At 58.2% G+C, this 9,303-nt stretch carries 8 protein-coding genes; 7 read left to right on the forward strand and 1 reads right to left on the reverse strand.

Annotated elements, in window-relative coordinates:
* Positions 1 to 36: 36 nt before the first annotated feature.
* Both L7A15_RS09575 and L7A15_RS09580 read left to right on the forward strand, forming a co-directional pair.
* The gene (locus tag L7A15_RS09575) at positions 37 to 351 is read left to right on the forward strand and encodes a DMT family transporter (RefSeq protein ID WP_237187008.1); all 315 of its coding nucleotides are present in this window, start codon (positions 37 to 39) and stop codon (positions 349 to 351) included.
* A gap of 23 nt (positions 352 to 374) precedes the next feature.
* Positions 375 to 1,511, forward strand: coding sequence for a glycerate kinase (locus L7A15_RS09580; protein ID WP_237209003.1), 1,137 nt, complete (start codon positions 375 to 377; stop codon positions 1,509 to 1,511).
* A gap of 18 nt (positions 1,512 to 1,529) precedes the next feature.
* Here the strand turns inward: L7A15_RS09580 and L7A15_RS09585 are convergent, their stop codons facing one another.
* A complete protein-coding gene (locus tag L7A15_RS09585; protein WP_237201070.1) occupies positions 1,530 to 2,507 on the reverse strand; it encodes a siderophore-interacting protein in 978 nt (325 codons plus the stop codon).
* A gap of 146 nt (positions 2,508 to 2,653) precedes the next feature.
* On the opposite strand from L7A15_RS09585, the gene L7A15_RS09590 reads away from it, so the two are divergent.
* The 5 genes from L7A15_RS09590 (at position 2,654) to L7A15_RS09610 (ending at position 8,849) form a co-directional block, all read left to right on the forward strand.
* Positions 2,654 to 3,001, forward strand: a complete 348-nt coding sequence (locus tag L7A15_RS09590; protein WP_237209004.1) for a hypothetical protein — start codon at positions 2,654 to 2,656, stop codon at positions 2,999 to 3,001.
* A 9-nt stretch (positions 3,002 to 3,010) separates the two neighbouring features.
* The gene (locus L7A15_RS09595; RefSeq protein WP_237209005.1) at positions 3,011 to 3,373 is read left to right on the forward strand and encodes a hypothetical protein; all 363 of its coding nucleotides are present in this window, start codon (positions 3,011 to 3,013) and stop codon (positions 3,371 to 3,373) included.
* A 235-nt stretch (positions 3,374 to 3,608) separates the two neighbouring features.
* Positions 3,609 to 6,830, forward strand: a complete 3,222-nt coding sequence (gene dnaB, locus L7A15_RS09600) for a replicative DNA helicase (protein ID WP_237209006.1) — start codon at positions 3,609 to 3,611, stop codon at positions 6,828 to 6,830.
* 654 nt (positions 6,831 to 7,484) lie between these two features.
* A complete protein-coding gene (locus L7A15_RS09605; protein ID WP_237209007.1) occupies positions 7,485 to 8,147 on the forward strand; it encodes a DNA alkylation repair protein in 663 nt (220 codons plus the stop codon).
* A 120-nt stretch (positions 8,148 to 8,267) separates the two neighbouring features.
* Positions 8,268 to 8,849 (forward strand): Abi family protein, encoded by a 582-nt coding sequence (locus L7A15_RS09610; protein WP_237209008.1) that lies wholly within the window; start codon positions 8,268 to 8,270, stop codon positions 8,847 to 8,849.
* Positions 8,850 to 9,303: the final 454 nt, after the last annotated feature.

Here is a 9,303-nt window from a genome sequence, read left to right on the forward strand (position 1 = left end):
CCCTGTTGGGGGTACCTACCCCTAGAATGGGAGTTTATGCACTGGCTTATTTTGATTATTTCCGGCCTCTTTGAGGCGGTGTGGGCGACGGCCCTGGGCAAGTCTGAGGGCCTGACCCGCTTGACGCCCACCCTGGTCTTTATTGGGGGCCTGGTGCTGAGCATGGTGGGCCTAGCCTATGCCATGCGGGAGCTGCCTACTGGCACCGCTTATGCCGTGTGGGTGGGCGTCGGCGCGACCGTCACCGTCCTTTACGCCATGGCTACCGGCACGGAGCCGGTTTCCCTGCTCAAGGTGCTCTTCCTGCTTATGATCGTGGCAGGTATTGTGGGGCTGAAAGTCACCTCCTAGAGAGATAGGCGCATAATAGACCCATGAAGGTTTTACTCGCTGTCGATAAGTTCAAGGGCACGCTCACCGGTGCCCAGCTCACTGAGGCGCTCGCTGCCGGGCTAGAGGGGGCTGCCGGGTGTGAGATTATCACCTGCCCCATTGCGGACGGCGGCGACGGCACCGTAGATGCCGCCCTGGCCGCTGGTTACAGCGAGGTCACCTGCACTGTGACGGGCCCTTTTGCCGGTCAGTCGGTTGCTGCCCGCTATGCCTACTCGCCAGCTGAGCGCACGGCCGTCCTTGAAATTGCTGAAGCGGGCGGCATTGCCCGCCTGCGCGAGGACCAGCTGGATACCTGGCGGGCTACCTCTTTCGGTGCCGGGGAGCTGATTCTGCACGCGGTGGGCGCGGGTGCGCGGACGCTCGTGATCGGCCTGGGTGGGTCGGCCAGTACTGATGGGGGAGCGGGCCTCATGCAGGCGCTTGGCGTGAAACTTCAGGACGCCGCAGGGCACGAGCTTGCCCCCGGCGGCGGGGCGCTGGGGCAGCTGGCCTCGGTAGATCTGACCGGGCTGGATGAGCGCCTAGCCGGGGTGGAGATTATCATGGCCAGCGACGTGACCAACCCGCTGTGTGGCCCCTCGGGTGCCGCTGCGGTCTACGGGCCCCAGAAGGGGGCTACCGAGGAGCAGGTGCCCCAGCTTGATAAGAACCTGCAAAAACTAGCTGACGCGGTTGAGGACGCCTTGAAGGTTTCACGTGGAACCTTCGCTACCGCCCCCGGTGCAGGGGCAGCCGGTGGCCTGGGCTTTGCCTGCCTGTCGGTGCTCGGGGCCACCATGCGCCCCGGCGTTGAAATCTGCTTCGAACTCACCGGCTTCCACCGGGCCCTTGAGCAGGCAGATATCGTCATTACCGGCGAGGGAAAGTTCGACGAACAAACCCTGCAGGGCAAGGGTCCGGCCGGGGTCGCGGCAGCGGCTGCCGCCCGCAACCTCCCGGTCATTGCCGTCTGCGGAATCAGCGATCTTTCCCCCGAGCAGGCCCGCGCCGCCGGTTTCACGGCCGTCTACTCGGTGGTGGGCGATACCGCCGCCACCCTGGAGGAGTCGATGGGCAACCCGAGCCCCTACGTCCGCGTCCTGGGTGAAAAGATCGCTACCGCCCACCTGCGCTAGAGCCTGCCCCGGCGAGCGCTACTTCTTCTTCCAATACCCCTTGGCATAGCCGTGCCCTTTGGGCACACCCAGCTCCCGCCGCGCCCAAATACGCACGGGATGAATAGACCCGGACTCACCCGCCAACCAGGTACACACCGACCCCTCCGGCAGGGGATAGCCCATCACAGCCTCAGCCAACGCCCCGCGCCGGGCAGAATCTACCCAGACCACCTCAAAATTCTCAGGAGCAGCAATCACCTGCTGCGACGCCTCCCCGGGTACCTCAATCACGGCCACACCTCGGGCGCTCGCGGGCAGGCTCTCGATCCAGCGGGCCATACCGGGTAGGCCGCTTTCGTCCCCGGCTAGCAGGTAAAAGTCGTAGTCGCCGCTGACGGCATACCCCGACTTCGCCCCTAGAAAATGGGCGCTATCGCCCACGGCAACGGTGCGGGCCCAGGTGGTTCCGGCCCCGTGCTCGTGCAGCATGATGTTGATTTCCAGGGCCCCGGTGCGCTCGTCAAAGTTCCTGACGGTGTACTTAGCGGTGGTGGTTGGCTGGCTCCATCGCGCCTTGCCCTTCTCAAAGGACGGCGCGGGCAGCACCTCCCCCTTCTTGCCGGTCACCAGGTAGATGTACTCACCCACCAGCCCCTGGGCCTCAACCCGCTTTCCGTCAACCGGCTCAGCAACCACCCGCATGACGGTGGGCGTCAGCTGCCCCACCTCAGTTACCCGGTAGTGGGAGTAGCCGCCCCGGTACTTGCCTGACTTCATCGGCTGGGGGTAGGACGTCCCCGCCCCGCCCCGGCTACCTCCGGCGGCTTGGGGCCGGGTTGGGATCTGCGCAGGGGCGGTAGTGGGTGCCGCGCCCTGCCGGCTGGCGAGCGCCTTCTCCAGCTTCCCCACCCGCTTAAGCAGCTGCTTCTGCCCCTTCTTTAGGTACTTCACCTCAGCCTTGAGGTCCTTGAGCTGCTCCTTGGCGTCCTTGCCCTTGCTCTTTGTGCTGCCCACCGGCGTCCTTTCTCTGACTACGGCCAGCCCCTTGTGGTGCTGGCCAGCTCATTCTCTAGTACTTAAGTACTCTAGCTAGAACCCATGCTACCGAGATAAAGTTAAGTTCATCACGCCAACGCAGTTGTGACACCAAGGAGGCACCCATGACAGCTACCTTTACCCCAACCAGATCCCCACTGGGAAGGGCCGCCTGCTGGCTGGCCTGGGGCGGGTTCGGCCTAGCGGTCTTCATGTTCATTGCCTGGTTTGTATCGTTAGGTCTTTACCAACCTGATTTCGCCTTCATTTTTATCCTCATCCCTTTCGCAGGCTTCATAGGAATCGCCCTCTACAACCTCGGGCTGATTCTTGGACTCGTAGCTATCTATCGGGGTCAGGCCAAGGCGGCACTCCACTGGGCGCTCTGGCTCCCCATCGCACTGGTTGCCCTTCTTTGCCTCATCTTCTGGGCAGGGGCCCTTCTCTTACAAGGCACGGTTCCGCACCCCTAGGAGTATCCCATGTCAGATTTCACCCACACTCATACCTATAGCCCTCACCCCTCCAACCCCCACAATGCTAGGTCGGCTACCGTCCTGACAGTCGTTGGCATCATCCTCCTCCTGGCCCCTGTCGCGCACCTGATCGCTGTTCCCCTCGGAATGCTTGGAGTTCCTGTCGCCAAAGAGTGGGCCACGTACAGCTACGACCCCTTTAGCGCCAATATCCTTCTTGCCATTGTGGCCTTAGCCCCCGGCTACTTCTGCCTCCTCGCAGCCTTCCACCGTGCCCCGCTCCGCTCCCGCCTGGTAACAGCAATTATTGCCCCGATGCTCGTCTTAACTTACGCGGTCGCTGCTTCCTTGTATCTTGTTGTCAGGTAGGAGCTGCCGAGTCGCTCCGAGGGGTTAATCACCCCTGCCGGTTCTCCCCCGACCACCCTAGAAATCACGCGCCACCCCTGAATTGGGGTGGGTATCGTGAAAATTTTAACTACTCCACCGCCCTGCTCCCTGACTAGTAGATTCTTCATTGTCCCTGGTCGCAGGGACTCCCGTGGCGCCCGCTAAGGTGAGATGATAGAAGCTCACCGTTTTCTTCACCACCGAGGGGGCCGCCTTGTCTGAGAGCCAGTCTGAGTTCGTCCGCACACCGCCGCACGACGACACCGCCGAACAGTCGGTTCTGGGCGGCATGATGCTGTCTAAGGACGCCATTGCTGACGTCGTTGAGGTCATCGGCGGTGGGGCGGACTTCTATAAGCCCGCCCACGAGATGATTTATGAGGCCATTATTCACCTCTATGGGCACGGCGAGCCGGCGGACGCTATTACCGTGGCTGATGAGCTGACCAAGCGCGGCGAACTGAACCGCGTGGGCGGGGCAGCCTACCTGCACTCGCTGATTGCGGCCGTCCCCACCGCCGCCAATGCCGGTTTCTATGCTGAGATTGTGGCTGAACGCGCCATGCTGCGCCGCCTGGTGGAGGCTGGCACCAAGATTGTGCAGCTGGGTTACTCCGGCGACGGCGAGGCTGAGGCCCTGGTCAATGCCGCCCAGGCCGAGATTTACGGGGTTTCTGCCAATAATACGAAGGAAGATTACGTCCCCCTCTCTGAGGCCATGAACAGCACGGTTGAAGAGATTGAGGCCAACGGCTCGCGTGACGGCGGTATCCACGGTGTGCCCACCGGCTTCATTGAGTTCGACGAGCTGACCGCCGGCCTGCAGGCTGGCCAGATGATCGTGATCGCGGCGCGTCCGGCGATGGGTAAGGCGCTTGCTCTTGATACCCCCATCCCCACCCCCACAGGCTGGACCACCATGGGCGATATCCGCGTGGGCGACACCGTTCTGGGCGCAGACGGGCACCCCACGACCGTCACGAACGCTACCGATGTGATGACCGGGCGTCCCTGCTTCAAGGTCATTTTTGATGACGGTACTGAAATCATTGCGGACGCCGAGCACCAGTGGCTGACTGAAACCCGCGCGTCCCGTCGGGCCCGCTCGTCTGTTCTTGCGGGTTCAGGTGGTGGGCGTGTGCGGACGTCCGTGGGCGCGCAGGTGCGCACCACCGCTGAGATTCGTGAGACGGTTCGTTGTGCGACGGCTGACCGTCGGGCTAATCATTCTATTGCTAATGCCCGCCCGCTTCAGTTGCCTGAAGCTGACCTGCTGGTTGCCCCCTACACCCTGGGAATTTGGTTGGGTGATGACTCAACAGTCTTGGCGCCGAGTGCTGAGAGCCTGCGTACTCTGGGCGTTCTGAATAATAAGCATATTCCTATGCAGTACCTGCGGGCCTCTGAGGCGCAGCGTCGGGCCTTGTTGGCGGGGTTGCTTGATAGCGACGGCACCGTCACGAACGCCGGGTGTATTCAGTTCACGGTGACGAACCGCCAGTTGGCACTTGATACTCAGGAGCTGGCGCTTTCTTTGGGGTACCGCACGGGTATGGCAACGAAGAAGGTCAAGGGCAGTAGCGAGGCTACGTCGACGGCCTACAAGCTGACCTTCTCTTCTTCTGATTCTGTTTTTGCTCTGTCGCGTAAGAAGCATATGCACCGGGAGCGCGATTCGCGTCCTACTGCTAAGCGTAGTTCTCGCTACATTGTGGCGGTGGAGCCTGTTGAATCTGTTCCGGTGCGCTGTATTGAGGTGGATAATGAGCAGCACCTTTTCTTGGCTTCGCGTTCTTTTGTTCCCACTCATAATTCGACGTTTGCCCTAGACATCGCCAGGTCTGCTGCGATTAAGCACGGTATGACCACGGTATTTTTCTCCCTGGAAATGGGCCGTAACGAGATTGCGACGAAGATTTTGTCGGCTGAGGCGGGTATTAACTTGTCTGATTTGCGTAAGGGCAAGTTGGACGACGACCAGTGGGCCAAGATTGCGACCGCCATGGGCAAGATGGATTCGGCTCCGCTTTTTATTGATGATTCGCCCAATATGACCCTGATGGAGATTCGCGCTAAGGCCCGCCGCCTGAAGCAGAAGAATAACCTGAAGCTGATTGTGCTGGACTACCTGCAGCTGATGAGTTCGGGTAAGAAGGTTGAGTCGCGTCAGCAGGAGGTTTCGGAGTTTTCGCGTGCTTTGAAGCTGATGGCTAAGGAGCTTGAGGTTCCGCTGATTGCCCTGTCGCAGTTGAATCGTGGTTCTGAGCAGCGCACTGATAAGAAGCCTCAGATTTCGGATCTTCGCGAGTCGGGCTGTCTTACGGCTGATACTCGTGTGCTTCGTTCTGATACGGGTGCTGAAACAACGATGGGCGAGCTTTTTGAGCAGGGCGCTCAGGACGTCCCGGTATGGTCCCTGGGGGATGACATGCGTTTCGTGGAGCGGCACCTGACCCACGTCTTTTCTACGGGCGTGAAGCCGGTGTATCGTCTAACGCTGGCTTCGGGTAAGACCCTGCGTGCTACCGCCAATCACCCCTTCTTTACCTACACAGGCTGGAAGGGTCTGGGTGAGCTTGCAGTGGGTGACCGTTTGGGCGTGCCTCGCCACGTCAACGGGCCGTCTGCCCGGACGCACTGGAGCGGCGAGCAGGTCATCGAAGTTGCTTCTACAGCACCTGTGTTGGGTGTTCCCTCTGAGGTATTTTCCTTACCGAAAGAGCAGATTCGCCTTTTCTTGCGCACAGTGTTCTTAGGCGTTGAGGTTGTGGGTTCATCGGTGACAGTGAGCCTGCCTCGTGCTGTTGCTGATCAGTTGAGTATTCTTCTTCTGCGTTTTGGTATTTCGACGGTTGTTGAAGATGGTGCTCTGTCTGTGGTTGAGCATGATGATTTAGTTCGGTTCAGTCTTGAGATTCAAGAGATTGAGGTTCAGGACGCCGGTGCTCCGGTGGTTCGGGACGAGCGGGTTTGGGGGCAGGTAGGTGCTGTTCTGAGCGAGCCTACTCAAGTAGCCGATGTGCTTGCGTCTGCTGGCGTACGCACGAGTGCTCCTGTGCTGACTCAGGTAGCTAGCGTCCTTGATGCTGCTGAGCTCGATATGCTTGCGGTCAATGATCTTTTCTGGGATACCGTTACGTCTATCGAGTACGAGGGAGAAGAAGAGGTCTTTGACGCCACTGTGCTGGGGAACCATAACTTCATCGCCAACGGCATCACTGTTCATAATTCGATTGAACAGGACGCTGACATGGTCATTCTCTTGCATCGTGAGGATTACTACGAGAAGGAATCGACCCGCGCAGGCGAGGCGGACGTCATTGTTGCTAAGCACCGTAACGGCCCCACGAAGACGATTGCGGTGGCTTTCCAGGGCCACTATTCGCGTTTTGCCAATATGGTGCATGATTCCTATACGGGTACTGAAACCTTCTAGTGAGGTAGGGGCGGACGCGCTCGCGGTCAGGCGGGCGCGTCCGTCTTGGGTATGGGTGCGCTACTCTGAGGGCTTGGTCTCTTGTGCTGTTTAGCTATTGTCTTGGGGTGTAGGTGCTGGTCTGTTCTGCCATCTTGTTGCCACCCTGGGGTATACCCTTTGGACCATAACCAGCCCACCTCCTTGCCCTTTGGACCACTTTCTGCCCACTCTCTAGCCCTTTGGACCGTGCCTGGCCCACCTTCCCGTCCTTTGGACCACCTTCTGCTCAAAAACGGCCCCTAAAACAGTCATTTTTGAGCAGAATTTGGTCTAAATTTCTAAGAGGTGAGCTCAACCTGGTCCAAACCTGTCCCGCCGCTCCCACTTGTGAGCTCAACCTGGTCCAAACCTGTCCCGCCGCTCCCACTTGTGAGCTCAACCTGGTCCAAACTCGCCTTATTTAGATTTCACCTGCCTCATCCCGAGACTTTGGACCACACCTGGCTCAACCCAAAAAGGTTTGGACCGTGTTCTGCTCATAAACAGATCTAAAATAGGTCTTTTGTGAGCAGAAGTTGGTCTAAATTCGTGTGCGGTGGGTTTTAGGTGGTCCAAACCTGCCCCGCCTGCCTCGATTCTGGTCCAATACTAGTTCGTCATAAGGACAGCTCCATGAACTTCCCTGCCTTGCGTGAGACCCTCACGGCTGCGTCCAATCCCGCCAACGCCGCCCCCATGGCCGCTTATATGCGCGACCAGTTCCCTTTTCTGGGAATTAAAACCCCGTTACGTCGGGAGCTTATTAAGCCCCTGCTGGCTGAGGCCCGGGTAGACACTAAAACCCAAGGCATAGACCGTAGCTTTGTGGACGCCTGTTGGCAGGCACCGGAGCGGGAGTTTCAGTATGTTGCCCTCGACTACCTGCATGCCCTGCGTCGTTACCTTGAGCCTGAGGACATTGACTGGTTGCGGGATCTTATTGAAGAGAAGAGCTGGTGGGATACTGTTGACCGTCTTGACACCATGGTCGGTGAGATTCTTTGGCGCAACCCTAATGACGCTCTGATTCTTGCCTGGGCGCAGGACGCTAACATGTGGGTGCGTCGTGTGGCTATTGGCCATCAGTGCCCCCGCAAGGCTGAGACGAATACCGTCCTGCTTGAAGAGATCATCACCCTCAATTTTGGGTCTAGGGAGTTCTTTATTAATAAGGCTATTGGCTGGTCCCTGCGTGAGTATTCCAAGACTGATCCTGCTTGGGTGGCTGATTTTATGGCTCGTCATGGCGCTCGCATGGCCCCTTTGAGTGTGCGTGAAGGGTCTAAGCGACTCTAGATAAGTAGATAATTAGTCTGATATTCTGGAGCGTAGAAGCCCCGGTGGAGCGCTACTTCAAACTCATGTTGGAGTATTCTCGCCGGGGCATTGTCACATCACAAAGGAGTGATGCCTAGGATGCAGGAAACTCATTGGGTGGAGCAGTGGCTTTCAGCGGAAAGATGGGAAACCTATAAGCGTGCAGCTCATGAAGATTCTAATTTAGCTCTGCGTCTATACGAGTGGAATACTCAGCTGGCAGGGGCAATTATGCACGATGTGGCTCATATCGAAGTGGCTCTTCGCAACACTTACAATCGTGTCCTGTCTGACTCGTGGTCTGGTTCAAATCACTGGCTACTGGATTCCGTGTCACCTGTAAGAGCACCTTTGATACGAGTACGGAATGGGCAGAAAAGAGACTTGAACGCTCGTAACCGTTTGAGTATTGATGAAGCGGTGAAACGTACTCGCTTATCGAACCCCCTGTCTGGGCAAATTATTGCTGAGTTATCTTTTGGGTTCTGGCGTCACCTTACATCGGCGGCGTTAGAGAAAACTTTATGGGTGCCGTACCTGCACGAAGCCTTTCCTTCTAAAACAGATCGAAAGAAAGTAGATCGGGCTCTTGCTCTTGTGAATGGTGTGCGTAACCGTGCAGCGCACCACGAGCCTTTATTTACTGGCCGAAGGCTACAAGAGGTTACGGAGGCGCACTAGGCTATCGGTATGCTCGCTTTCATGTTTCTCCCAGAGCTCGGTGAGTATCTTCGCCAAACAAGTTCTGTGAACTTGTGTTTAGAAAATCGTCCCTCGGAGTAGGGGTTCTTCTGTTATTTCCACCCCCGACGTCCTGCTGGTCACTACCGGTTACGGCTTGATACGGTCATCATCATGTTTGGCGTGGTGGCTGGCCGTGTGATTATTGGGCACCCGCCCCCGCTTGCGCCCAGGACGGTCCAAACCCGCTTTCGTTCTCCCGTCCTTTGGGCTTTGGACCATTCCCTGCTCAGCTTTTAGTGTTTTGGACCGTATTCTGCTCGGTTTCGGGCTTAAAACTGGCCTTTTATGAGCAGGATCTGGTCCAAATCTTTTAGGGGTGGGCTTAGGACGGTCCAAACCCGCCTCCGCTTGGGCCCAGGACGGTCCAAATCCCCCGCCTCCACCCCCCACC

Source organism: Rothia nasimurium (genome assembly GCF_928391935.1).
Lineage (GTDB): Bacteria > Actinomycetota > Actinomycetes > Actinomycetales > Micrococcaceae > Rothia > Rothia nasimurium_D.